The following is a 24,910-nucleotide window of genomic DNA, read 5'->3' as shown; positions in this document are numbered from 1 at the left end:
GTTTTTTAATATTTTTCTATGTCTACATGCAAAACATTCTCAATTTTCTCGCCTAATAGCATTTCTGCCGTTTTGATAAAATTATCTTTATCTCCACTTACAAAAAATTCTGCCTTACCCCTGATTTGAGGATTTAATAAATCTTTCTTTAATAAATAATCTTTCACATCATAGGCTAATTTAATTGCAGGGTCTACTATTTTTACATTTTCCCCCATTATCTCTTCTATAACTGAAGCCATTAAAGGATAATGGGTACAACCTAAAACAAGAGTATCTATATCTTTTTCTTTCAATTCTTTTAAACACTTGTTAGCAGTTTCGTAGGCTATTGGCGAATTATATAGCCCTTTTTCAATAAGTGGGACAAACTCCGGACATGCCTTTTGGTAAACTTCAATATTTTTATCAATAATTTTTATATTCTTTTCATAGCTTTTGCTTTCAACAGTTCTTGTAGTTGCAATAGCACCTATTTTTTTATTTATAGTGTATAGGGCAGCGCTCTCTGCCCCTGCTTTTAAAACATCAAAAAGAACCACATCATATTCGCTTTTATTTATAACTGCACAAGTAGTATTACAAGCTATTACTACAGCTTTTACTTTTTGCTCTCTCATAAAATTTAAAATCTGTTTTGCAAATTTTTTTATCTCTTCTTCACTTCTATCGCCATAGGGAACTCTTTTTGTATCACCAAAGTAAATATAGTCTTCTCCTGGTAAAACCTCAACAAGTCTTTTTAGTACTGTAAGTCCTCCTACTCCAGAGTCAAAAACACCTATTGGTCTTGAGTCCATTTCACCACACCCTAATAAAAATTTAAGCCAATTAATTATTCACACCATGGTATTTATTATATCATAATTTATTTATTAGGTTGTAAGATGTATAAAGAAGCTTTTGAACTGACATCTACCATTTTTACTTCTTTAAAGTTTTCTTTTAGTTCTTTTTTAACTTCTTTTACAAAATTAAAATAATCTCCACCTTCCAACCATTCCACAAATGAAGTAAAAAAGTCTCTGTTTTGATTGTAGTCATGAAGAATTACATAATGCTTTGCGACCCTTGACATCTCTTTATATAATATTTCCCGCTCATTCTTTTTAATACCATGAGCCACATAAGAAGCTGTAACCACATCAAAAAAATTATCTTCGAAGGGAAACCCTTCACCTGGATTTATCTTATATGCCTTAATATCCGTGTTTTTCAGCCTTTTCATCGCTTGTGCTAACATACCTGCGGAAACTTCCACCCCAGAAACCTCAAAGCCAGCTTCCCTTAATACATAACACAATGCACCTGTACCACATCCGACATCTAAAAATTTTATGTAATTTCCTAAATCAATATGTTCTTTCAAAATAGCTAAAACTTTCCTATAATATTCCACTTGAGAATTAAAAAACCACCCATAAATTGGAGATATAATATCAAAAAGTTTTACATGGTCTTTGGGCATAATTTCTCCCCCATTTTTAAAAAATTAAGGCATATGTTAGTAGATATTATACCATAACTTTAAACTGATTAAAAACGCCAGGTTTACACCTGGCTTACCAAAGCAATATCTTTTCTATAGTACATCCCTTCAAATCTTATTTTTTTAATTTCTCTATAAACTTTTTCTCTCGCTTCTTCATATGAATCCCCTATTGAGGTAACAGCAAGCACTCTTCCTCCTGATGTGACAATTTTACCATCTTTTAATACTGTCCCTGCATGATATACAAATGCTTCTTTTACTTTTTCTAACCCTGTTATCTCAAAACCAGTCTGATATTCCCCTGGGTAACCGTTTGATACCGCAACGGCACATACAGCCTTTTTGTCTTCCCATTCAATTTGTATTTTATCAAGTTTTCCTTCTATGGTAGCTTCCATTATATCAATAAGGTCTGTTTTTAAAAGAGGCAGTACAACTTGTGTTTCAGGGTCTCCAAATCTTGCATTAAATTCTAAAACCTTAGGTCCTTCTTTTGTAAGCATTAAACCTGCGTATAACACTCCTTTATATACAATGCCTTCTTTTTGAAGTGCCTTTACCACTGGTTTTAAAATGCTTTCCATCACTTCTTTTAAAGTTTCTTCCTCAAGATAAGGATTTGGTGCAATGCTTCCCATACCTCCAGTGTTAGGACCTTTGTCTCCTTCATAGATCTTTTTATAATCCATAGCAGAAACCATAGGTAAAATATTTTCTCCGTCTGTAAATGCGAATACTGACGCTTCTTTTCCAAAAAGCATCTCTTCTATTATTACGATATCTCCTGATGCACCAAAAATCCTTTTTTTCATCATTAAATCAAGAGCTTCTTTTGCCTCTATAAAATCTTTTACAATAAACACTCCTTTACCCTGCGCCAGTCCATCTGCTTTCATCACAACAGGATACCATGTCTCTTTTAAAAACTTCAAAGCCTCCTGATATTTGTCAAAGGCTTTAAACCTTCCAGTAGGAATATTGTATTTAGAAAGAAGCTGTTTAGTAAAATATTTGCTTCCCTCAACAGCCGCAGCACCTTTATTAGGCCCAAAGATTTTAAGCCCTGCTTTCTCAAATTCATCCACAATACCTTGTACTAATGGCATCTCTGGTCCTACAACTGTTAAATCAATGTCATTTTTTATGGCAAATTCTTTAAGCTTTTCAATATCTCCAACTTTTATATCAACACATTCTGCTAAAAGCCCTATGCCAGCATTACCAGGAGCACAGTAGATTTTATCCACTTTAGGACTTTGTGAAAGTTTGTGAACAATTGCATGTTCTCTTCCTCCTCCCCCTATGACTAAAACCTTCATACAAATTCCTCCTCAATGTTTAAAGTGCCTTATGCCAGTGAATATCATTGATATACCGCCTTTGTCTGCAGCTTCAATTGATAAAGCATCGTTTTGTGAGCCGCCTGGTTGGATTATGGCAGTTATACCGCCTTTTACAGCTGCTTCCACAACATCTGGAAATGGGAAAAAGGCATCTGATGCAAGGATACTTCCCTTTGCTTTTTCGCCTGCTTGTTTGATTGCTTGTTCTGTCGGCCATATCCTGTTGACTTGTCCCACGCCAATACCTACTGTAGCTCCATCTTTTGCTAAAACAATCGCATTGGATTTTACGTGCTTTACTACCTTCCAGGCAAACCTTAAATCTTCCATCTCTTTTTGAGTAGGTGCTTTTTTAGTAACTACTTTCAAATTATTCTCATCTAAATCTATTTCATCTTTTTCTTGTACTAAAAGTCCGCCTTCTACTTTCTTTAAATCATATTCTTTTTCATATCCTTCTTTTAACCTCAATATCCTTAAGTTTTTCTTTTTCTTTAAAATCTCTAAGGCCTCTTCTTCAAAGTCTGGAGCAATTACTATTTCTAAGAATATTTTTATAAGTTCTTCAGCTGTTTTAACATCTACAGTTCTATTTAATGCTACAATTCCCCCAAAAATAGAAACAGGGTCACTCTCATAAGCTTTTAAGTAAGCATTGTATATATTATCTGCAATAGCTACTCCACAAGGATTTGTGTGCTTTACGGCAACTGCTGCAGGCTCTTTAAACTCTCTTAAGAGCTCTATTGCCGCATTTGCATCGTTTATATTGTTAAAAGAGAGCTCTTTGCCGTGCAACTGCTCACATTCTGCAATACCATAGGCTTTAATAGGATTTTTGTAAAAAGCCGCCTTTTGATGAGGATTTTCACCATATCTCATGTCTTGAGCTTTTTCATAGGAAAAGGCCATAACTTCGGGAAACTCTATGTTATTTTTTTGTATCAAATAGTTGTATATCAAAGAATCGTAAAGGGCTGTATGTCCAAAAGCTTTTGCTGCCAGATAAAATCTCGTCTCTTCTTTTGTATTGCCATATTGTTTTATTTCTTCAATGACTGTATCATAATCCTTTGGATCTACAAGAATAGTCACATATTTGTAGTTTTTAGCTGCAGCCCTTATCATTGAAGGACCGCCAATGTCTATATTTTCTATCGCTTCTTCTAAAGTCACATTTTCTCTTAGGATTGTCTCTTTAAAAGGATATAAATTTATGGCAACTATATCTATTGGTTCAATGCCATGTTCTTTTAAAGCTTTAATGTGCTCTTCATTGTCTCTTATTGCAAGAAGCCCTCCATGAATTTTAGGATGAAGCGTCTTTACTCTACCATCCATAATTTCAGGGAAACCTGTTATGTCTGATACCTTTACTACATTTACTCTATTTTCTTTAAGAAGATTATAAGTCCCTCCTGTTGATATTATTTCATATCCTAATTCATTAAGCTTTTTGGCAAATTCCACTATGCCTTCTTTTTTTGAAACGCTTATTAACGCTTTTTTGGCCATAGAATTGCCTCCTTTTTACAGTTTTATAATCCCTTTTAAAACTTTAATATTTTCACTTTTCTACCTTCGACTTTTAACTTCCCTTCTGTAAAAAGCTTAACTGCATAAGGTAAAACTTTGTGTTCTACTTCCAGCACTTTTTTAGCAATGGTCTCTGGCGTATCCTCTTCATCGATTTTCACAACTTCTTGAAAAATAATAGGTCCAGTATCAGCACCACTGTCCACAAAGTGAACGGTACAGCCGGTGTATTTTACTCCGTATTCATAGACCGCCTGATGTACCTTCATTCCATAAAATCCTTTGCCACAAAAGGCAGGAATAAGTGAGGGATGTATATTTATTATCCTGTTTTCAAATCTTTCTACAATTTCTCCACTGAGAATTGTCAAAAAACCTGCAAGAATTATTCCATCCGGATTCAATTTTTCAAGAAGCTTTAATAACTCTCTTTGAAAATTTTCTTTCAATTCTTTTTTGGGAAGGCAGTAAGTAGCAATTCCGTGTTTTTTTGCCCTTTCAAGAGCATAAGCTCCTTTTTTATCGCTAATGACGGCAATTATCCTGGCATTGATATATCCTGCTTCAATGGCATCAATTATTGACTGCAAATCAGTCCCGTTACCTGATGCCATCACCACAAGGTTCATAAAATTACACCGCCTTCCCCTTCTACTATCTCCCCTATTACATAAGCTTTTTCACCCATGCCATTTAATTTTTCTAAAGCCTTATCTACATCAGATGGGTCTACTATAACTACCATGCCAATCCCCATATTAAAAGTACGATACATTTCTCTTTCTTCAATATCTCCCAATCTTTGAATTAATTCAAAAATAGCTGGAATTTCCCAACTTCCTTTATTTATTTTTGCATCTATACTTTTTCTTAGTATTCTTGGAATATTATCAATAAAACCTCCCCCGGTAATATGAGCCATCCCTTTAATTTTTAACCCTTTTAAAGCCTCTATTGACTTGACATATATTTTTGTAGGAGTAAGGAGTGCATCTCCTAAATCCATCCCAAGCTCTGGTATAAAGTCTTTTACTGAAAAATTGTTTTTCTCAAAAAACACTTTCCTCACTAAAGAATAGCCATTGCTGTGAATTCCAGAAGAGGCAAGCCCAATTATGGCATCTCCTTCTTTTATTGATTTTGTATCAATCAGCTCTTCTTTTTCTGCAATTCCTACACAAAAGCCTGCTAAATCGTACTCTCCTTCTTTATAAAAACCTGGAAGTTCTGCTGTTTCTCCTCCTATCAAAGCACAACCGGCTATTTTACAACCCTCTGCTATTCCTTTGATTACTTCTACTGCAGTCTTACTTTTTAACTTTCCAGTAGCAAAATAGTCAAGAAAAAACAAAGGCTTAGCACCAGTTACAATAATGTCATTTACACACATAGCTACAAGGTCTATTCCTACAGTATCGTGTTTGTCCATCATAAAGGCTATTTTAAGTTTTGTCCCAACTCCATCAGTGCTTGACACGATTACAGGGTTTTTGTAATTTTTTATCTCAAAAAGAGCTGCAAATCCCCCAATGCCTTCCAAAACATTGTCTGTCAAAGTCTTTTTTGCAATAGGTTTTATCATTTCCACCAGTTTATTGCCTTCATCTATATTTACCCCAGCATCTTTATAATTCATAATCATACACCTACTTTTTATTTTTTCTCAAAAAGATACTTGCTTCCTTCTTTTGGAACATACATAGGATAGTTGCCATCAAAGCAACCTGTGCAAATAGATTTAAGTCCTACACTTTTTATAAGCCCTTCAATACTTAAAAACTGTAGGCTGTCAGCTCCTATTAATTTGCACATCTCTTCAACTGACATCCTTGCTCCTATCAATTCTTTTTTTGTCGGAGTATCAATTCCAAAGTAGCAGGAATATTTAACAGGAGGTGAACTTATCCTCACATGAACCTCTTTTGCTCCCCCATTTTTTAATAAACTCACCAATCTCTTCATAGTAGTACCTCTAACAATTGAATCATCTATTAAAACTATCCTCTTGCCTTGAACCAATTCTTTTAAGACATTTAGCTTTATCCTCACACCTGTCTCTCTATCCCTTTGGTCGGGAGCAATAAAAGTCCTTCCAATGTATTTATTTTTTATAAGTCCCTCACCCATTGGTATTCCTGTTTTGAGAGAGTAACCTCTTGCAGCGGCAATGCCTGAATCTGGAACTGGTACTACCAAGTCTGCATCTACAGGTGCTTCTTCAGCTAATCTTTTGCCCATCTCCAATCGTGTAAAATAAACACTTCTTCCATTTATGACACTGTCAGGTCTAGCAAAATAGATGTATTCGAAAACACAAGGCATCTTTTTTTCTTCTACTTCTAACTTAAAAGACTCTATTCCTTTTCCATCAATTATAACTATTTCTCCTGCTTCTACATCTCGTATCAACTCTGCTCCTATTACGTCAAAGGCACAAGATTCAGAAGATAAGAAATAAGTGTCATCTTTTTTACCTATACAAAGAGGCCTTATACTGTTTACATCTCTTATCCCTATTAATTTATTGTCTGTTAAAATCACCAAAGCGTATGAACCTTTTATTTGTTTTATTGTTTCCAAAAGGGCTTCTATTAAGCCCTTTTGGAAATTCTTTGCAATTAAATGAAGAATTATTTCACTATCAGTTGTAGTTTGAAATATTCTGCCGTCCTCCTCCAATTGGCCTCTTAGCTCTTCTGCGTTTATCAAATTGCCATTATGGGCAAGAGCCATATATTCATTTTTAAAATTAGCAACGAGGGGTTGAGCATTTATAATGTCATTGCTGCCTGTAGTAGAATACCTTACATGGCCTATCCCCATTTTTCCCTCTAATGTCTTTAAATTTTCCTTATTAAAGACCTCGCTGACAAGTCCCAACCCCTTAATACAATTTATTTTTTCGCCATCATAAATAGCTATACCTGAACTTTCCTGCCCTCTGTGCTGCAAGGCTTGTAATCCATAATAGATATAAGAAGTAACTGAAGTGGACAAACTAAAGGCACCAAAAACACCACATTCCTCTTTTAATTTCTCTCCATTTCCCATTTTATTCTCCCTCTCCAGCTTTCCTCTAAGACTTCTAAAGGAAGGTCTATTATTTTTTTACCATTTACCTCAATTGCAATCTTTTTGCCTTCTACAACTCCTACCTTTTGAGCTGGAACTTGGTATTCATAAGCTATTTTTAATACTTCCTCTACTTTTTCAGGACTTACAGTAATTAATACTCTTGGTTGAGATTCAGAGAACAACTCTATATCCTCTCTAAGAGAAGTTTGTAGCGAAATTTTTGCACCTTTTTTGCCTGAAATTGCACTTTCAACCAAAGCAGCCGCAAAACCGCCCTCTGATATGTCATGAGAAGAATTAATTAAACCTTTATCAATAAGTTTTAACACCAATTCTTGCAATCTTTTTTCCTCTTCCAAGTCTATTTGAGGTGGTTGCCCTTTTACCATTCCAAAGCAAACTTTAAGATACTCACTTCCTCCAATCTCTCCTTTATTCTCACCTAAAATTATAATTACATCTCTTTCTTTTTTAAAGTCCATTGTACAAATTTTTGATACATCCTCTATAAGGCCTGCCATTCCTATTACAGGAGTAGGATAAATGGCTCCTTCCTCATTTTCATTGTAAAGACTGACATTTCCGCTTACCACAGGGATTTGAAGTGTTTCACAGGCTTTAGCTATTCCAAATATAGAATTTTTTAACTGCCAATATATTTCTTTCTTTTCCGGATTGCCAAAATTCAAACAATCCGTAACCCCTATAGGCTTAGCACCAACCATGCAAAGATTTCGAGCTGCCTCTGCTACAGCAATTTGAGAGCCTATATAGGGATCTAAATAACAATATCTACCATTGCAATCAGTTGTCAATGCAACAGCTTTTTTTGTACCTTTTATCCTCACAACAGCCGCATCCATTCCCGGAGTTATTACTGTGTCTGTCCTCACCATATAATCATATTGACTGTATATCCATTCTTTACTTGCAATATTTAAAGAAGAAATTACATCTTTTAGAGCTTTATTCATATCCTCTGGAGGTTTTATTTCATTTATATCCAACTTATTGACATCTTCTTGCCATTTAGGTACTTCTTCTTCTCTCACATATTGTGGAGCATCTTCTGTCAAAGACTTGGCTGGAACTTCCGCAACTACTTTTCCATCTTTAATCACTCTTATCATTCCATCATCAGTAATTTTCCCTATTGTGGCGGCATTCAGTCCCCATTTTTTAAATACCTTTTGTACATCTTCTTCCTTGCCTTTCTCTACTACAACCAACATCCTCTCCTGAGATTCAGAAAGCATTATTTCATAAGGTGTCATTCCCTCTTCTCTCAAAGGCACTTTATCAAGGTCAAGCTCCATTCCAGTTCCACCGCGGGAAGCCATCTCGCAAGAAGAAGAGGTAAGACCTGCCGCACCCATATCTTGTATAGCAACTACGGCATCTGTTTCAAAAAGTTCTAAACAAGCCTCCAAAAGCAGTTTTTCCATAAAGGGGTCGCCAACTTGAACAGAAGGTCTTTTTTCTTCTGATTCCTCGCTTAATTCCTGAGAAGCAAAACTTGCACCTCCAATACCGTCTCTCCCCGTAGTAGCACCTACTATCATAACAGGGTTACCTATACCTTTTGCTATCCCTTTTTTTATCTTGTCTTTTTCTACTATTCCTACACACATCGCATTTACTAAAGGATTTCCTTTGTAACTTTCTTCAAAATAGGTATCCCCACCTACTGTAGGAATTCCTATGCAATTTCCATAATCCGCTATACCGGCTACCACGTTTTCGATGAGATATTTAGTCCTTTTATCATCAGGAATTCCAAATCTCAAAGAATCTAAAAGAGCAATTGGCCTTGCCCCCATTGTGAATATATCTCTTATTATTCCCCCAACACCTGTAGCTGCTCCTTGATAGGGTTCAATTGCAGAAGGGTGGTTATGGCTTTCTATCTTCATCACAACTGCCAAATTATCTCCAATATCCAATATTCCTGCATTTTCTCCCGGTCCTTGTATTACTTTTTCGCCTTTTGTAGGTAAATATTTTAAAAGAGGTTTAGAATTTTTATAGGCACAATGTTCAGACCACATAACACTATACATACCTAATTCAGTTATATTAGGCTCTCTTCCTAATATCGAAATAATCTTCTCATACTCCTCATCAGTAAGTCCTAATTCTCTCCATATTTTATCCATCCTTAAACCCCGCCTTTTACAAAATTATCCACTATTGACCCTAAGATATAAAGCCCGTCAGTATTACCCAGCAAGGGGGCATAAGCTCTCTCTAGATGAGGCATCATTCCTAAAACATTTCCTTTTTTATTTATAACTCCGGCTATTCTCTCAACAGAGCCGTTGATATTTTCTTTGTACCTAAAAACAATTTGATTGTTTTCTTTTAGTTCTTTTAAAGTTTTGTCATCTACATAATAATTGCCTTCTCCATGAGCAATTGGAAGTAAAATCTCCTGCCCTTTTTTAAGCCTTGTAGTAAAAGGAGTTTTGTCATTTTCAACTATTATGCTGACAGTCTTGCAAATAAATTTCAGACCTTCATTTTTTCTCAAAGCTCCCGGCAAAAGCCCTGCTTCTGTAAGTATCTGAAATCCGTTGCATATGCCTATAATAAATTTTCCTTTTTCTGCTTCTTCCCTGACAGCCTCCATGACAGGCGAAAACCTAGCAATAGCTCCTGCCCTCAAATAATCACCATAAGAAAATCCTCCTGGTAACATTATAACATCGTACTTACTCAAATTTTTTTCTTGATGCCACACATATTCTACTTCTTCAACAAGCCCATCTTTAACGGCATAATAGCAGTCCACATCGCAATTGGACCCTGGAAAAACTATAACAGCAAATTTCATCTTTATCCCTCCACAATTTCAAAGGTGTAATCTTCAATAATTGGGTTTGTCAGTATCCTTTTGCACATCTCATCTACTTTGTCCTTTAGGAGGGATAAATCGCCATCCTCAAAAGTTAATTCTATATATTTCCCAACCCGCACCTCTTTTACTTCTTCGTATCCTAATGAGTACAAAGCTCCCTTTACTGCTTTTCCTTGAGGGTCAAGTATTCCTTTTTTTAAAGTTATATAGACTTTTGCAATTAGCACTTTACATACCTCCAAGTCTTTTTAAAATTTCTAAATATGCTTCTTCTACTTTGCCCAAATCCTTTCTAAATCTATCTTTATCAAGTTTTTCCATAGTGTTTTTGTCCCAAAATCTGCAAGTATCAGGAGAAATTTCATCAGCTAATAATATTCCTTCATTACTCTTACCAAATTCTAATTTAAAATCTACCAAGATAATGTCTTTAGATAAAAAATATTCTGACAAAATTTTGTTGACTTTAAACGTCATTCCTGTCATAATTTCAACCTCTTCTTTGGTGGCTAATTCGAGAGCTTGTATGTGATATTCATTAATCATTGGGTCTTTCAATTCGTCATTTTTATATGAGAATTCTAATACAGGCGTTTTAAACTTTAGTCCTTCTTCAAGACCTAATCTTTTACAAATACTTCCTGCTGCGTAATTTCTCACGATAACTTCTAAAGGGAAAATCTCAACCTTTTTAACCAACATTTCCCTGTCACTAAGTTTTTTCACATAATGGGTGGGTACATTATTTTTTTCTAATAATGCAAATAAAATTGCAGAAACTTTGTTATTTACTATACCTTTTTCGGCAATTGTGCCTTTCTTTAAACCATTAAAAGCAGTTGCATCATCTTTGTATTCGATGATATAAAAATTCTCTTCATCTGTCTTATAAACTTTTTTAGCTTTTCCTTCATAAAGCAATTCTCTTTTTTCCATATTTATCTCCTCCAATCTCTTAATTGTTTAACACTTCTTCAGCCATTTTCTCCCTATAATCAGCTAAGGTCTTCTTTAAATAAGTATATTTCAAAGAGAGAATATGACAAGCTAAAAGTGCTGCATTTTCTGCTCCATCTATGGCTACTGTTGCAACAGGCACACCTTTGGGCATTTGAACAATTGATAAAAGGGAGTCAAGACCATCTAAAATAGAAGACTTTATTGGAAGGCCAATAACAGGCAAGAGTGTATAAGAAGCAATAACACCAGGCAGATGAGCAGCTTTTCCAGCACCTGCAATGATTATATCATAATATTTATCTGCATTTACAGCAAACTCTTGTGTCTCAAAGGGAGTTCTATGGGCAGACAGCACTTTAACATCATAGGAAATTTCAAATTCTTCAAGAATTTTTGTGCATCTTTCAACCACAGGCAAATCAGATTTGCTGCCAACTACTATTGCAACTTTAGGCGTCATTTTTTATATACCTCCTATACTTTACTTTTATCTTTTAAGACCCCAATTAGTAAGTACTAATTGGGGTCTTATTTTTAACCAGCAAGTGTAGCAAAACGTAATATGAATAAAAACGCAAGAATGTACACAATAGGATGAATTTCTTTTGCTCTTCCTGCTGCAATTTTTACAATAGGATACGCAATAAGCCCTGCAGCAATACCATTAGCAATGCTAAAGGTGAAAGGCATAGCAATTATAGCAAGGAAAGCAGGCATAGCTTCTGTAAAATCTTCAAAATTTATGTTTTTAATGGAGCCCATCATTAATACACCAACAATAATAAGGGCAGGAGCAGTAGCTTGCGTAGGCACCAGCAAAGCTATTGGTGAGAAAAACAGTGCCACTAAAAACAAAATACCTGTCACAAAAGCAGTAAGACCTGTTCTTCCGCCTTCTGCAATACCTGCAGCACTTTCAACATAAGTAGTAACAGTAGAAGTTCCTAAAAGAGAGCCTATCGTGGTGGCAATAGCATCTGACATAAGTCCTTTTTTCATATTAGGCATTTTGCCGTTTTCATCTAACATTCCAGCTTTTGAACCTGTTCCTATAAAAGTACCAATAGTATCGAATAAATCTACAAAAGTAAAAGATAAAACTACATATAACATACTGGTGAAAAGTGAGAGAAAACCTATATCCTTGCCAATTCCCAAAAGCCCTTTTATATCCAATTTGAGAAATGTGGGTGCAAGACTTGGTGGCATTTTAATTATACTAAAATCAGAGGGTAATTTCGCTATTCCAGTAAAAAGTCCCAATACTGTAGTTATCAATATGCCAAGAAGTATTGAACCTTTTACGTTTCTTGACATCAATATCGCTGTTATAAAAAGTCCCGCAATGGCAAGAAGTGTCCCAGGATTAGTCAAATCGCCAAATCCAATGTAAGTTGCTTGATTTGCCACGATTATACCAGCATTTTTAAGTCCAATAAAAGCTATAAATAAACCTATTCCTCCACTTACTGCATATTTTAAAGACATAGGTATAGCATCAACAATCATTTCCCGTATTCCAGACAAAGTAATCAAAATAAATATAATTCCTGAGAAAAAAACTGCAGCTAAAGCCTCTTGCCAACTGTATCCCATTGTTAAAACGACAGTATAAGTAAAGAAAGCGTTAAGTCCCATACCTGGAGCTTGTGCAAAAGGGTAATTAGCGTAAAAAGCCATCATGAGAGTTCCAATGGCCGCTGAAAGACAAGTAGCTACAAAAACGGCTCCTGGATCCATTCCTGTTTCTTTTAGTATAATGGGATTCACAAACATAATGTAGGCCATTGTTATAAAGGTTGTAATACCTGCTAATATTTCTGTTTTTACATTTGTCTTGTAATTTTCAAGTTTCCAAATCCTATTTGCTAATGCGTAAAAAGATGTCTTCGGCTGCAATTTACTCACTTTTTCCATTATAATCCTCCTATCTAAGTATTTTACATTTTTTGAAACTTTAAAACAAACAAACCCGGGAAGAATAGATTTCTTTAGCAAAACATAGAGTGAAACCTATCCTCCCGGGCTTTTGTCCCTAAGGTGTGGTATATAAACATATACCTGTACCGCTCGGTCCGAACACCTATAAATAGGCTGGAACCCTAGGTACACTTTCACTCATAGTCGAACAATTTACGGTTGTTCGGTAGAGACTCTCGAGCCATATTCTCGAGATTATATGAGTGATTTTTATTCAATTGTCCCACTTATATCTTATCAACTTTTTTGATATTAGTCAACCTCATTTGTGAATTTTTTTATAAAAAATTAAATTAATGTTCGGATTTTTATTCCCACTCTATGGTAGCTGGTGGTTTCGAAGTAATATCGTAAAGCACTCTGTTTACTCCTGGCACTTCATTAGTAATGCTTGTAGATATGCTCTCCAAAATTTCATAAGGGAGCTTTGTCCAATCCGCCGTCATCCCGTCGTAGCTATCTACTACCCTCAAAATTATCGCATAGGCGTAAGTCCTTTCATCCCCCATAACTCCAACACTTTTTATGCCAGGCAAAATCGCAAAAGATTGCCATACTTTATTGTACCAGCCAAACTTTTTCATTTCCCTTAAAACTATGCTGTCAGCTTGTCTCAAAATTTCTAACTTTTCTTCTGTAACTTCTCCAAGAATTCTGACTGCAAGGCCTGGTCCAGGGAAAGGCTGCCTATATAATATCTCCTCAGGGATTCCTAATTCTTTTCCTACTTGCCTTACTTCATCTTTAAAAAGCATCCTCAAAGGTTCAATAAGTTCAAAACCTATATCTTCAGGCAAACCTCCAACATTGTGGTGACTTTTAATAGTAGAAGACACGCCATTGCCACTTTCTATTACATCAGGATACAAAGTACCTTGCACCAAAAATTTCACATCTCCTATCTTTAAGGCCTCTTCTTTAAAAACTTCTATAAAAACATTACCAATAATTTTTCTCTTTTCTTCTGAATCCGTAACTCCTTTAAGGCGGGACAAAAATCTATCCCTTGCATCTACCCGGATGATGTTCATGTCATAATTTTTTCTAAAGGTTTCAATAACCATATCTCCTTCATTTTTCCTTAAAAGCCCTGTATCAACAAAAATGCACACCAATTGGTCGTGAATGGCTCTGTCTACTAAAACAGCAGCAACTGAAGAATCTACACCACCAGACAGAGCACATACAGCTTTGTGTTTTCCCACTTTCGCTTTTATTTCCTTTACTGTCTGCTCAATCAAAGAATCCATTGTCCAATCTGCCGCGCAATCACATACTTCAAAGAGGAAATTTCTTATAATCTCTGTCCCTCTATGAGTGTGTGAAACTTCAGGGTGGAATTGAACCGCATACAACTTCTTCTCTACATTCGCAATCGCTGCGATAGGGCAATTGTCAGTAGAAGCTACTACCTTAAAATCTGGAGGAGGAAGTTCTATTTGATCAGTATGGCTCATCCAAACAATAGTGTCTCTTTCTATGCCTTTAAACAAAGGAATAGTATTGTTTAATACAATTTCTGTCTTGCCATATTCCTTTACAGGGGCTGGAGCCACTTTTCCACCTAAAAGCTCTGTCATAAGCTGTGCGCCATAACATATCCCTAATACAGGATAGCCCAATTCAAAAATTTCTTTATCACACTTAGGAGCATTTTGTACGTAGACACTGGCTGGCCCTCCAGAAAGCACAATTCCCTTTGGCTCTTTTTTTCGTATTTCCTCTGGAGAAATATTGTAAGGAACAATTTCACAAAAGACATTTGCTTCTCTTATTCTTCTGGCAATTAATTGGGTATACTGCCCTCCAAAATCTAAAATAAGCACTACTTCACGTTTAATCCCCATTAAAATCCTCCTCTTTTATCTCAAATTATAATTAGGAGCTTCTTTTGTAATAATTATATCATGAGGATGACTTTCAGTTAATCCCGCCTGTGTTATTTTCACAAATTTTGTTTTAGTCCTCAATTCTTCAATATTGTGAACACCACAATATCCCATTCCTGCTCTCAAACCGCCAACCAATTGATAAACTGTTTCTTTTAAAGGCCCTTTATAGGGCACCCTTCCTTCTACTCCTTCTGGTACAAATTTAGTAACATCTTCTTGGAAATACCTATCGGAACTTCCCTCTTTCATTGCTCCTAAGGAACCCATACCTCTATATACCTTATAACTTCTACCTTGATATATTTCAATTTCCCCAGGGCTTTCCTCCGTTCCAGCAAAAAGACTCCCCAGCATAACCACAGAAGCCCCTGCTGCAATGGCTTTTACAATGTCTCCTGAATACTTTATTCCCCCATCTGCTATTATAGGTATTCCATACTTGTCCGCTTCTTGAGCACAATCATAAATAGCAGTAATTTGGGGAACTCCTACTCCAGCGATCACTCTCGTAGTGCAAATTGACCCTGGTCCAATGCCAACTTTTACGCAGTCAGCCCCTCTTTCAATTAAATCTCTTGTAGCCTCAGCCGTAGCTACATTCCCTGCTATTAGTTGTAAATCTGGGTATTTCTCTTTTATCTTAGAGACAGCCTCTAAAACTCCCTTAGAATGGCCGTGAGCTGTGTCTATTACGATAGCATCTACTCCCGCTTCTACTAATGCTTTAACTCTGTCCATCATGTCTTTTCCAACACCGACAGCAGCAGCCACTAAAAGTCTTCCCTTGCCATCTTTTGCAGCATTAGGAAATTCTATTGCCTTTTCTATGTCCTTTATAGTTATGAGTCCTTTTAAAACGTTGTTTTCATCCACTAAAGGCAATTTTTCTATTTTATGTTTTTTTAGTATCTGTCTTGCTTCCTCTAAAGTGGTTCCAGGAGGAGCAGTTACCAAATTGTCTTTTGTCATAACTTCTCTTATAGGTTTATCCAAATCATCTTCAAATCTTATATCACGATTAGTTATTATTCCTACAAGTTTTGAATCCACAGTGATAGGTACTCCCGATATTCTATACCTTGCCATGAGTTCTGCAGCTTCTCTTATGGTATGATCAGGAGAAAGATAGAAAGGATCTGTTATTACCCCATGCTCTGACCTTTTAACTTTGTCAACCTCTAATGCTTGTCTTTCAATAGGCATGTTTTTGTGAATTACTCCTATGCCGCCTTCCCTTGCTATAGCTATAGCAAGTTTGGATTCTGTAACCGTATCCATACCTGCACTCATTAAGGGAATATTTAAAGTGATTTTCTTGGTAAGTTTTGTTTTTAAATCTACATCCTTAGGAAGGACTTCAGATTTTGCAGGAATTAAAAGAACATCATCAAAAGTTAATCCTTCTTTAACAAACTTTTCCTCCATAGATTACATCTCCCTTTTAGTATTATTATAACACACTTAGCAAATAAAATCTTTGCTAAATAATTAGATTACTTCAAAACTTTACAGTTTATACACTTGAATAAATTAAAGGCCTGAGGGCAGAATTTCCTCAGGCCAAAACAAATGGCAAATTCCGCCCATAGTAAAGCAGTTTACGGCTGCTTTGTAGAAACTCCCGTGCCATATCCACAGGATTATATGGACTTTCTTAAAAAGTTATTAATTTGTCTAAATAATTTATTATTCAATATATCAAATTTACATGTCTCTGTCAACAGCACAAAAACAGCAAAAAACTAACTTTTCATATAAAATCGAGTAGGAGCTGAATAATTATTTTATTCAGCGTCCTCTCACACCACCGTACGTACCGTTCGGTATACGGCGGTTCATTAGGAATTGTGTACAATTAGATATCTTTGGGATAAACTCTTATAACCTATGCTTTCAAAGTATTTATTTGTAAGAGTCTTATTTAGGATTGGGCTATTGGATATTCTCCAGTAGCCTTTCCTTGTATTGGCGTATTCCCAGGCTTTTTGTTCTTCTACTCCTAGTTTTACTAAGTTATCATGCTTCGTTTTTATCTTCTTCCATTGTTTCCATATACATGCCCTTAGTCTTCGCCTTATCCATTCGTCAAGGGTTTTCATTATGCTTTTCGCGTCTGCTAATCCAAAATAGTTGACCCATCCTGTTGTTATTTGATTTAGTCTTTTTATTCTGTTTTCCATGCTTATTCCCTTGTTCCGATTGGTTATTTCTCTTACTTTTTCCTTAAACCTTTTGATGGATTTTTCATGGATTCTTATTCTTACTTCGTTTTCTTTTGTATAGAATGAAAATCCAAGAAATTTTCTTCTCCATGGTCTATCTACAGCACTTTTTGCTTCGTTGACTTTTAGTTTTAATTTGCTTTCTATGAATTTCTTTATGCTCTTCATTACTCTGTTTCCTGCAGACCTGCTTTTTACATATATGTTGCAGTCATCTGCATATCGGCAGAATTTATGCCCTCGTTTCTCAAGTTCTTTGTCTAGTTCGTCCAACATTATGTTTGCTAATAGGGGACTTAATGGCCCTCCTTGGGGTGTCCCTTCTTCTGTTGATATTTTGATTCCGTTTATCATTACTCCTGATTCTAGGTATCTTCGTATTAACTTTAGTACCCTTTTATCTCCTATCCGCTTTTCTAGTTTGGACATTATTATGTCGTGGTTTACTCTGTCAAAGAACTTTTCTAAGTCCATATCTACAACCCATGTGTATCCTTCATTTATGTATGCTTCTGCGGCTTTTATTGCGTCTTTTGCACTGCGTCCTGGTCTGAATCCATAACTGCTATCAGAAAATGTATGGTTGTAGACTCTATTTAGTATTTGGGCTATTGCTTGTTGTATTAGTCTGTCTAGTACTGTAGGTATTCCTAGGAGTCTTACTCCTCCATCTGGTTTGGGAATTTCTACTCTTCGCACTGGTTGTGGTTTGTATTTCCCCTCCAGCAGTTGTTGTTTTATGGTTGGCCAGTTTTCTTTGAGATACGGTAGAAGTTCATCTACTTCCATCCCATCGACTCCATGGCTTCCTTTATTTGCAACAACGCGCTTGTATGCTGCTTCCATGTTCCCTCGTTCTACTATCATTTCAAGCATCTTGCCGGTATATCTTTGTACCTCGTTTCTTCCATCTTCCGACGCCGATGATATACTATGCACTTCCGTTGTCTTTTGAAATTCCATTTCTCTATTCAACGGATAGCCTCTTTGTTGAGTTGTCTGCAGTCTCTGCATATCTTTCGAGTCCATAAGATTTTCAAAACCTCCTAACGTTCGGTCCTTCCTTATCTATTCATGTCTAGATAAGTACTATGACCTCTGCTGACTTCTCAAGGTTCAGCCATACATCACTGCATGGGTTGTCACTTCAGATTTTACTTCCATGACTTATCCTTGAGACCTCCCCGGGTAAGAACGATAACTTTCATCTCATATATCTGCCAGATTTACTGTATGGGGTTCGGGTAGTGTTGGACTTCGTTTTGTTACGCAAACTCATCCACCCCAATTCAGCCTCTTATCTGGTTCTTGTTCATCAGACCGAGATTTTGCCTTAAGCTTCCTTCAGATTCCACCTCACGATGGACACCCTTGCTCTTGGCTAGTGGTTCCCACTACCAAGCCCACAGCGGACTTTCACCGCCTAGTTATCGCCCATGCCGGGCGCACGTAAAAAAGGATTCTAACTATAAGATAGTTAGAATCCTTCAGACTGTAGACAAACTTTCGTAAAGGAGATATTTTGCATAAGGAGCGACTTGTTACAAAGCGGTAACAAAACTTAGCAAGACCGAGGGTGGAGGCAGGGCCGAAGCCATGGATGGCGAAGGCGGGCACCTGAGGCAAGGAGGCCGATTGTGCCCGGTACCCTGCCGGAGCCCGAAGGTCGAGCTTTAGTTTTGTCGCTTTGGAACATCGGAGCGACGATGCAAAATATCTCCTTTGAATATTTTTTAACTTTGTCAACAAGCTGAAGGATTCTAACTATAAGATAGTTAGAATCCTTGATATTACTAATTTCTATGGTAATGGTGCGCCCGAGAGGACTCGAACCTCCGGCACGCAGTTTAGGAAACTGCTGCTCTATCCTGCTGAGCTACGGGCGCTTAATATTATTACAAAAGTATTTTATCAGACAATCGCAAAAGTGTCAAGTTTAAAAAGCTTAAAAAAGGCTGAGCCTCAACTCAGCCTTTTTTGATTACATCATATCCATTCCTGCTCCGGGATTTGGCATTCCTGTATTCTTCTCTGGTATGTCTACTACAATTGCCTCTGTTGTGAGTATCATTGAAGCAATTGACGCAGCATTTTGTAAAGCTGTCCTTGTAACTTTTGTTGGGTCCACAATACCTGCTTTGAACATGTCTGTGAATTCTTCCTTGTAAGCATCATATCCGAAGTTTGGATCTTTAGCAGCTTTTATTTTTTCTACTATTACAGAACCGTCAACACCAGCATTTGTTGCAATTTGTCTTACAGGCTCTTCTAATGCTCTTAATACTATCTTAGCACCCGTCTTGAAATCGCCCTCTAAGGAGTCAACTACTTTTTGTACATCTTCTATTACATTGAGAAGGGCAATACCGCCACCAGGTACTATACCCTCTTCTACTGCTGCTTTTGTAGCTGCTAATGCGTCTTCAATTCTGTGTTTCTTTTCTTTGAGTTCTGTCTCAGTTGCAGCACCAGCTTGAATTACAGCTACACCACCAGCCAATTTTGCAAGTCTTTCTTGTAATTTCTCTCTGTCATAGTCTGATGTCGTTTCTTCAATCTGAGCTTTTATTTGATTTACTCTCTTCTTAATTTCTGATGGATCACCTGCGCCACCTACAATTGTTGTATATTCTTTCGTAACTTTTACTTGTCTTGCACGGCCAAGCATATCTAATCTTACATCTTTCAAGTCATAACCTAATTCTTCGGAAATTACTTGACCGCCTGTGAGTATTGCTATATCTTGTAACATTTCTTTTCTTCTGTCACCAAAACCAGGAGCTTTTACAGCTACACATGTAAATGTACCTCTTAATTTGTTAACAATTAATGTTGCCAATGCTTCTCCTTCTACGTCATCAGCAATAATGAGAAGCTTCTTGCCCTGCTGTACTATTTGTTCTAAGAGTGGTAACAAATCTTGAATATTTGAGATTTTTTTATCTGTTATAAGAATAACAGGCTCTTCTAATACTGCCTCCATTTTTTCAGCATCTGTCACCATATAAGGGGAGATATATCCTCTGTCAAATTGCATTCCTTCAACAACTTCAAGAGTTGTACCTAATGTTTTTGATTCTTCAACAGTTATAACTCCATCTTTTCCTACTTTGTCCATTGCTTCTGCAATGAGCTTTCCTATCTCTTCATCAGCTGCTGATATAGAGGCAACGTGAGCAATTGACTCTTTATTATCTATAGGTTTAGATATCCTCTTTAATCCCTCAACTGCAGCATCAACAGCTTTTGCAATGCCTCTTCTTAAAAGCATTGGGTTAGCTCCTGCAGCGAGGTTTTTAAGCCCTTCACGAACCATTGCTTGTGCTAAAAGTGTTGCAGTTGTTGTACCGTCACCAGCAATATCATTAGTTTTTGTAGCTGCTTCTTTCAAAAGCTGAGCCCCTTGATTTTCAAATGGGTCTTCTAATTCAATTTCTCTCGCAATTGTAACACCGTCATTTGTTACTGTTGGGGAACCATACTTTTTGTCAAGTACCACATTACGACCTCTTGGTCCTAGTGTAACTTTTACAGTATCCGCAACTGCATTAACTCCTCTTTCTAATGCTCTACGAGCTTCTTCACCATATTTGATTTGTTTTGCCATTTTTAACTACCTCCTTATTCGATAATTGCTAGAATATCGCTTTCTCTTAAAAGTAAATATTCTTCACCATCTAATTTAACTTCTGTCCCAGCATACTTGGAGAAGATTACTCTATCACCGACTTTAACTTCTAATTCTACCTTTTTGCCGTCTATGTATTCCCCTGTTCCTACTGCAACTACTTCACCTTGTTGTGGTTTTTCTTTTGCTGTACCAGGTAGAATGACTCCACCTTTTGTAACTTCTTCTGCCTGGATTACTTTGACCACAACTCTGTCTCCGAGCGGTTTTAATCTCATACTCTTTATCCCTCCTCCTTCATTTGTTAGCACTCAACTTATGTGAGTGCTAATCCCAATCTCTATATTAATTTAAGTGGTAAAACATATCAAACCTTATTATAGCCAATTTTAGGCCATATAATCTGATTATTTATGATTTTGCCCAAATATTATGATTTTATGCCATTATTTATCGATTTAGACTATGTTTCTGTATTTTGTATTTAAAAATAAAAAAATACAGGGAAAATATTTATTCCCCTTTACCTTCAGATTTAACTAATCCTTGTTGTTTAAGATAATTAATCATATTATACATATACTGCTGCTGTTCCTTTGTCAACATAGATTTTAGATTGTCTATAATTGCTACCTGCTGGTCAGATAATCCTTGAGGTAATGAATTGTTTTCTTCTTTCTCTAATTGTTCCTCTGTTTCTTTTTTATTGGTATCTAAAATTTTATCTCCTTCCTCTATTTTCGATATTTCCCCTTTATCTTCTATTCTTTCTATTTCCTCTTTATTTTCTTCTGCTTTTTGCTCTTCTTCCTCCATACTCCTAGTAGAAGATTGTAATTGTTTTTTCTCCTCTTTCATGCTGTTCATAATACCCTCTGCTTTGTTTAATACTTCCAACAATTTTATATTCTTTGCCAGCTTATCAGTTTCTTCTAACTTTTCTTCAGGAATTATAGGCCTTAGGGCCTCATAAATATCAATTATTTTGTCGAAAATATTGTCTTTATCTTCTTCTTTTGAATATTTCTCCATTTTTTCTTGCAAATTCTTCAACGCTTCATGAAATTTTAAAAACTTATCTATCACAATTTTTTTATCTTCCGTTATGTAGGGTTTTATCGCTTTCAAAATTCCTATTTTATCTACTTCTATTTTTTCTGCCACTTCAATTTCTTCTTCTGAAAGGCTCATCAATTTTTTTTGTATTTCAATTATTTCGGCTATTTTAGAGAAAATATCTACATAATATTGGTCTCTCTTGTTTAGATAAGGCTTTATGCTACCTACAAAATCTTTTCCCTTTGTTATCACTTCGTACACATCTATTGAAGTTTTTTTATTTTCCTGCGGTGAAGATAATTCATCTTTATCTTCTTCTGTAACTTCTTCTTTTTCTCTTTCCTTTTCTATACCCATTACCTGAAATCTCACAAATGCTACTATCAAAAGTTCTACAGCAAGTATTTTTAATAAAATCTCCTTTTGCAAAACAAATTCCCCCTATTTTTAATCTCTTACTAAATATATGTAAGGGGCTAGTCTATTATTATAGACCACCCCTATTTTTTGTCTAATTTTTTTCCCAAATAATTATTCCTGGAACAAATAGAAGTATTAAAATTATTATTATGAAAATCCAAAACCATCCTGCAACAAAACCTGCTCCTTTTTCTTCTGGCATAAATACTACCTGGTTACCCAAACTGTACAAAAATGTACAGTTTAGATAGCTGGGGTATTTGTAGTCCGCCTTTCAGGCTTTCCCAGCCCCAGCAGGCGGTATTTGGGAAAGCCATAGCCCCTGCCCCAAGAAGCAGGAACTCACGCCCTTACGGGTCTCCCCACTTGCCCTGGATTAATAATTCCCTCAGGGCAGAGAAGTCTCTTGGTACTTTCTCAGGAGAGAGTGGAGTCACCACCGCTGCCTTGAGAACTCGCCAGAAATCATAGGTACCAAAACTTGTTCCATCCAGAGGTCTTAGCACCCTTCCTGGCTCACTCTCAAGGCTTTGTATGAGTTTTATTGCTTTGTTTATCTCTTTTAAATGTTTTTTCTTTAAATGTATGTTTTTGACTGTTTTCTTTACATGTTCTTTTAATTCTTCCAGTTCATCTAGAGTCAATGCATTGAGAAACTTTATATAATTGCCTGGTATTTTTTCTTCTTTACTCAATCCTCTTCTTGCTATTACATAGGCTGCTGCTATATCTTTTGTTATCATATACTGCGGTGCATATTTTAACATCCCTATTATTGAGGTGTAAGAAGGATTGACTTCTATTACTTCTATCCCTTCTCTTTTTGCTAGTGCTTTTATTTTTGAAAGAAGTGATTTATAGCTAAAGTTATGTCTTATTCTTCTTGATTTTCTCCCTGAAAAGTCTCCTCTTTTACCTTTGTTTTTTATGTCTAATCCCTCAATTACAATTGCTTTTCCTTTTTCTTTTGCTATTTTTACTATCTCATGAGCATACTGCCATCTGAAATATTCTCTTTTGTCTTTACTGCCACTTGCAAGCTCTGTCATTGGCATATTCCTATAGCTTATTAGATTCCCTTTTTCATCTGTTTCTGCCCATGATATGTTGTCCGGATATGCATTTACATCTATTCCTATGACTCCTTTTTCTTTTGTTATTTTTATTTCTGGATATTCTTCTTCAATAGCAAAATAGGCGTATATATTGCCGTTTTTAAGTTTTAATTCTACAGAGTAAGGTATGTTTGATTCGACGATTTCCTGTAGGAGTTCTTCTCTTCTCTTATTCTTTTTGTAGCCTGCTTGTATTTTCGCATATACATATTTTCTTTCTCCTACATTTATCCTTAAGAAAGTGCCATTTTCTTTTACTTCTATTCTTGTGTTGAGATTTCCTTTTTTGCTTTTATCTCCTCTTGAATAAAGGTTTCCTTTTCTTCTTTCTTGCCACTTTGTTTTTAGTTTTTGATATTCTTTCCCATTTATATGGCGCTTTTGAAGTTTTTTAAATAAATCTTTCCCTCCAAAAATTACTTTCTTTGGATTATTCCCTAATTCTTTAGAGGATTCTAATGTGCTTCTTGCTTTCATTATTGCATCATCTACGTATCTTGAGTTTAAGTTAAAAATCCCTTGAAGCTCTCTTTTTAATGTTTTTCTATCATAACCTTCTAGAAGCCTTTTGTATGCAAATCTCATACAAGAAGACCATCTTCTCATTAAGTCTAATACTATTTGTTTGTCCTGTTGGTTTAGAAAAATGAGTTTAGCCTGTATTACTATCATGTCTTTTGCCATCCCTTTGTCCGTAAATTCTTGCTGCAAAAGATGTTACTATTGCTATTAAGTCCTCTGCTAGCTCTTTATTTATATCTTCTTCGTTTTCTTTCCCATTTAAAACTATAAGCTCCACCCCAAAGCTTTCCATGAAAAATTTGAGATATTCAAAGCCAAATCTCGTTAGTCTATCAGGATATTCTATTACAACTTTTTCAACTTCTCCTCTTTTTATCTTGTTCAAAAGCTTTAATAAGCCTCTTCTATTTTCATTTACTCCACTTGCTATTTCGGATATGACTTCATACTGCCATCCTTGGGAATTAGCGTATTCTTCAAGCCTTCTAATTTGATTCTTAAGATATTCTTCTTGTTTCTTTGTGGACACTCTTGCATACAAAACTACTTTAGGTTTTGGTTTTTCTTCCAGCATGCCTAATAACTTCTCTATATCTTCTTTTTTGTACCTTCTTCTTCCTTTTGCTGTTCTAACTGGGGTTATTAATCCTTCCTTTTCCCAGTTTATTAATGTAATTCTGCTTATATCATATAGCTATTTAACCTTTTTTATAGTTAATAACATTTGTCATCACCTAATTGAAATTATATCATTTTTTACTACCAATTTTAACTGTTTTGACCTCCCTTCAAATAGGTAAATGGTAGTA

General features: G+C 35.9%; 21 protein-coding genes, 1 tRNA gene and 2 riboswitches. All 22 genes read right to left on the bottom strand.

All coding sequences use genetic code 11. The features are described 5' to 3' along the window. Positions 1-5: 5 nt before the first annotated feature. The 22 genes from murI to EB239_RS05495 all read right to left on the bottom strand — a co-directional run bounded on the left by murI (position 6) and on the right by EB239_RS05495 (position 24,786). Complete coding sequence (gene murI, locus EB239_RS05610) at positions 6-800, bottom strand: glutamate racemase (RefSeq protein WP_003870498.1); 795 nt, start codon at positions 798-800, stop codon at positions 6-8. 68 nt (positions 801-868) lie between these two features. After that, positions 869-1,468 carry a class I SAM-dependent methyltransferase gene (locus EB239_RS05605; protein WP_003870499.1) on the bottom strand — a complete coding sequence of 200 codons (600 nt, stop codon included), beginning with the start codon at positions 1,466-1,468 and terminating at the stop codon, positions 869-871. Positions 1,469-1,551: 83 nt separating this feature from the next. Further along, positions 1,552-2,811 carry a phosphoribosylamine--glycine ligase gene (purD, locus tag EB239_RS05600; protein ID WP_003870500.1) on the bottom strand — a complete coding sequence of 420 codons (1,260 nt, stop codon included), beginning with the start codon at positions 2,809-2,811 and terminating at the stop codon, positions 1,552-1,554. 12 nt (positions 2,812-2,823) lie between these two features. After that, complete coding sequence (purH, locus tag EB239_RS05595; protein WP_003870501.1) at positions 2,824-4,350, bottom strand: bifunctional phosphoribosylaminoimidazolecarboxamide formyltransferase/IMP cyclohydrolase; 1,527 nt, start codon at positions 4,348-4,350, stop codon at positions 2,824-2,826. Positions 4,351-4,385: 35 nt separating this feature from the next. Continuing rightward, complete coding sequence (purN, locus tag EB239_RS05590; RefSeq protein ID WP_003870502.1) at positions 4,386-5,000, bottom strand: phosphoribosylglycinamide formyltransferase; 615 nt, start codon at positions 4,998-5,000, stop codon at positions 4,386-4,388. Further along, positions 4,997-6,007: a phosphoribosylformylglycinamidine cyclo-ligase gene (gene purM / locus EB239_RS05585; protein ID WP_003870503.1), complete on the bottom strand. Its 1,011-nt coding sequence runs from the start codon at positions 6,005-6,007 to the stop codon at positions 4,997-4,999. Before purM ends, purN begins: the two co-directional genes overlap by 4 nt. Before the next feature lie 17 nt (positions 6,008-6,024). Further along, positions 6,025-7,422, bottom strand: a complete 1,398-nt coding sequence (gene purF / locus EB239_RS05580; protein WP_003870504.1) for an amidophosphoribosyltransferase — start codon at positions 7,420-7,422, stop codon at positions 6,025-6,027. Next, positions 7,401-9,602, bottom strand: a complete 2,202-nt coding sequence (gene purL / locus EB239_RS05575; RefSeq protein WP_003870505.1) for a phosphoribosylformylglycinamidine synthase subunit PurL — start codon at positions 9,600-9,602, stop codon at positions 7,401-7,403. The genes purF and purL overlap by 22 nt, the downstream gene beginning before the upstream one ends. Positions 9,603-9,604: 2 nt before the next feature. Then, positions 9,605-10,279: a phosphoribosylformylglycinamidine synthase subunit PurQ gene (gene purQ / locus EB239_RS05570; protein ID WP_003870506.1), complete on the bottom strand. Its 675-nt coding sequence runs from the start codon at positions 10,277-10,279 to the stop codon at positions 9,605-9,607. Between the two features lie 2 nt (positions 10,280-10,281). Next, the gene (gene purS, locus EB239_RS05565; RefSeq protein ID WP_003866810.1) at positions 10,282-10,530 is read right to left on the bottom strand and encodes a phosphoribosylformylglycinamidine synthase subunit PurS; all 249 of its coding nucleotides are present in this window, start codon (positions 10,528-10,530) and stop codon (positions 10,282-10,284) included. A 1-nt stretch (position 10,531) separates the two neighbouring features. After that, entirely contained in the window at positions 10,532-11,239 is a 708-nt protein-coding gene (purC, locus tag EB239_RS05560; RefSeq protein ID WP_003870507.1) for a phosphoribosylaminoimidazolesuccinocarboxamide synthase, read from the bottom strand. A gap of 19 nt (positions 11,240-11,258) precedes the next feature. After that, complete coding sequence (gene purE, locus EB239_RS05555; RefSeq protein ID WP_003870508.1) at positions 11,259-11,723, bottom strand: 5-(carboxyamino)imidazole ribonucleotide mutase; 465 nt, start codon at positions 11,721-11,723, stop codon at positions 11,259-11,261. A 74-nt stretch (positions 11,724-11,797) separates the two neighbouring features. Beyond that, positions 11,798-13,180: an NCS2 family permease gene (locus EB239_RS05550; protein ID WP_003870509.1), complete on the bottom strand. Its 1,383-nt coding sequence runs from the start codon at positions 13,178-13,180 to the stop codon at positions 11,798-11,800. Positions 13,181-13,364: 184 nt separating this feature from the next. Beyond that, positions 13,365-13,466, bottom strand: a riboswitch (purine riboswitch). 85 nt (positions 13,467-13,551) lie between these two features. After that, a complete protein-coding gene (gene guaA / locus EB239_RS05545) occupies positions 13,552-15,090 on the bottom strand; it encodes a glutamine-hydrolyzing GMP synthase (protein ID WP_003870510.1) in 1,539 nt (512 codons plus the stop codon). Between the two features lie 15 nt (positions 15,091-15,105). Further along, positions 15,106-16,560 carry an IMP dehydrogenase gene (gene guaB / locus EB239_RS05540; RefSeq protein WP_003870511.1) on the bottom strand — a complete coding sequence of 485 codons (1,455 nt, stop codon included), beginning with the start codon at positions 16,558-16,560 and terminating at the stop codon, positions 15,106-15,108. A 141-nt stretch (positions 16,561-16,701) separates the two neighbouring features. Further along, positions 16,702-16,803: riboswitch (purine riboswitch) on the bottom strand. Between the two features lie 170 nt (positions 16,804-16,973). Then, complete coding sequence (gene ltrA, locus EB239_RS05535) at positions 16,974-18,386, bottom strand: group II intron reverse transcriptase/maturase (RefSeq protein ID WP_129545104.1); 1,413 nt, start codon at positions 18,384-18,386, stop codon at positions 16,974-16,976. 780 nt (positions 18,387-19,166) lie between these two features. Next, positions 19,167-19,243 (bottom strand) — tRNA-Arg (locus EB239_RS05525). A 95-nt stretch (positions 19,244-19,338) separates the two neighbouring features. Beyond that, on the bottom strand, positions 19,339-20,964 hold the full coding sequence (groL, locus tag EB239_RS05520) for a chaperonin GroEL (RefSeq protein ID WP_003870513.1): 1,626 nt from the start codon (positions 20,962-20,964) through the stop codon (positions 19,339-19,341). Positions 20,965-20,978: 14 nt separating this feature from the next. Continuing rightward, positions 20,979-21,263, bottom strand: a complete 285-nt coding sequence (gene groES / locus EB239_RS05515) for a co-chaperone GroES (RefSeq protein WP_003870514.1) — start codon at positions 21,261-21,263, stop codon at positions 20,979-20,981. Between the two features lie 235 nt (positions 21,264-21,498). Further along, positions 21,499-22,473, bottom strand: coding sequence for a hypothetical protein (locus tag EB239_RS05510; protein WP_003870515.1), 975 nt, complete (start codon positions 22,471-22,473; stop codon positions 21,499-21,501). Positions 22,474-22,814: 341 nt separating this feature from the next. Continuing rightward, a complete protein-coding gene (locus EB239_RS05500; protein ID WP_042835519.1) occupies positions 22,815-24,251 on the bottom strand; it encodes an IS200/IS605 family accessory protein TnpB-related protein in 1,437 nt (478 codons plus the stop codon). After that, a complete protein-coding gene (locus tag EB239_RS05495) occupies positions 24,232-24,786 on the bottom strand; it encodes an IS607 family transposase (RefSeq protein ID WP_318261462.1) in 555 nt (184 codons plus the stop codon). The genes EB239_RS05500 and EB239_RS05495 overlap by 20 nt, the downstream gene beginning before the upstream one ends. Positions 24,787-24,910 lie beyond the last annotated feature (124 nt).

It is taken from the genome of Thermoanaerobacter ethanolicus JW 200 (assembly GCF_003722315.1).
Lineage (GTDB): Bacteria > Bacillota > Thermoanaerobacteria > Thermoanaerobacterales > Thermoanaerobacteraceae > Thermoanaerobacter > Thermoanaerobacter ethanolicus.
This window is presented reverse-complemented; position numbering and strand designations above follow the sequence as displayed.

Bases quoted from the DNA above. Each gene is read 5' to 3' on its own strand.
- murI (WP_003870498.1), bottom strand. From the start codon at position 800: ATGGACTCAAGACCAATAGGTGTTTTTGACTCTGGAGTAGGAGGACTT.
- EB239_RS05605 (WP_003870499.1), bottom strand. From the start codon at position 1,468: ATGCCCAAAGACCATGTAAAACTTTTTGATATTATATCTCCAATTTAT.
- purD (WP_003870500.1), bottom strand. From the start codon at position 2,811: ATGAAGGTTTTAGTCATAGGGGGAGGAGGAAGAGAACATGCAATTGTT.
- purH (WP_003870501.1), bottom strand. From the start codon at position 4,350: ATGGCCAAAAAAGCGTTAATAAGCGTTTCAAAAAAAGAAGGCATAGTG.
- purN (WP_003870502.1), bottom strand. From the start codon at position 5,000: ATGAACCTTGTGGTGATGGCATCAGGTAACGGGACTGATTTGCAGTCA.
- purM (WP_003870503.1), bottom strand. From the start codon at position 6,007: ATGAATTATAAAGATGCTGGGGTAAATATAGATGAAGGCAATAAACTG.
- purF (WP_003870504.1), bottom strand. From the start codon at position 7,422: ATGGGAAATGGAGAGAAATTAAAAGAGGAATGTGGTGTTTTTGGTGCC.
- purL (WP_003870505.1), bottom strand. From the start codon at position 9,602: ATGGATAAAATATGGAGAGAATTAGGACTTACTGATGAGGAGTATGAG.
- purQ (WP_003870506.1), bottom strand. From the start codon at position 10,279: ATGAAATTTGCTGTTATAGTTTTTCCAGGGTCCAATTGCGATGTGGAC.
- purC (WP_003870507.1), bottom strand. From the start codon at position 11,239: ATGGAAAAAAGAGAATTGCTTTATGAAGGAAAAGCTAAAAAAGTTTAT.
- purE (WP_003870508.1), bottom strand. From the start codon at position 11,723: ATGACGCCTAAAGTTGCAATAGTAGTTGGCAGCAAATCTGATTTGCCT.
- EB239_RS05550 (WP_003870509.1), bottom strand. From the start codon at position 13,180: ATGGAAAAAGTGAGTAAATTGCAGCCGAAGACATCTTTTTACGCATTA.
- guaA (WP_003870510.1), bottom strand. From the start codon at position 15,090: ATGGGGATTAAACGTGAAGTAGTGCTTATTTTAGATTTTGGAGGGCAG.
- guaB (WP_003870511.1), bottom strand. From the start codon at position 16,560: ATGGAGGAAAAGTTTGTTAAAGAAGGATTAACTTTTGATGATGTTCTT.
- ltrA (WP_129545104.1), bottom strand. From the start codon at position 18,386: ATGGACTCGAAAGATATGCAGAGACTGCAGACAACTCAACAAAGAGGC.
- groL (WP_003870513.1), bottom strand. From the start codon at position 20,964: ATGGCAAAACAAATCAAATATGGTGAAGAAGCTCGTAGAGCATTAGAA.
- groES (WP_003870514.1), bottom strand. From the start codon at position 21,263: ATGAGATTAAAACCGCTCGGAGACAGAGTTGTGGTCAAAGTAATCCAG.
- EB239_RS05500 (WP_042835519.1), bottom strand. From the start codon at position 24,251: ATGATAGTAATACAGGCTAAACTCATTTTTCTAAACCAACAGGACAAA.